1 protein-coding gene is annotated in these 339 nt (G+C 68.1%); it reads right to left on the bottom strand.

What is annotated here, in order from left to right:
* The coding region (locus FQ664_RS25765; RefSeq protein WP_144175826.1) for a hypothetical protein at positions 1-339 on the bottom strand (339 nt) is incomplete at both ends.

Raw genomic sequence — 339 nt, 5'->3', positions numbered from 1 at the left:
TGCGAACCGGCTCCCGGTTGGCTGGTTCTTCATCCTCTTCTTCTTCGGGCTCGTCGTCGTCATTGGCGGCAACCAGCTCTTCGGACAGCTTCGGTACCACCACCACCTTGCCTGGCATCGGCGCCATGGCCTTGCCGGGCAGCGGCACGATGGCCGGGATCGGCGTACCCGCAACGATCTCGCCATCGGGCAAGGCCCGCGCGCCAACCGCCGGCTTGCCGCTGCGCAGGGCGAACGGGGTGCTGTGGAAGCCGTTCTCGCCCTGCCCGCTCACTTCCAGGCGGGTGCCTTCCTCGAACACGTCGTGCACCCGCCACATGGCCCACATGCCCTGGGCGA

Origin of the sequence: Pseudomonas persica, from assembly GCF_900291015.1 — a bacterium.
Classification (GTDB): Bacteria; Pseudomonadota; Gammaproteobacteria; order Pseudomonadales; family Pseudomonadaceae; genus Aquipseudomonas.
The sequence above is the reverse complement of the archived record's forward strand: the minus strand, read 5'-3'. Positions and strand labels throughout refer to the sequence as shown.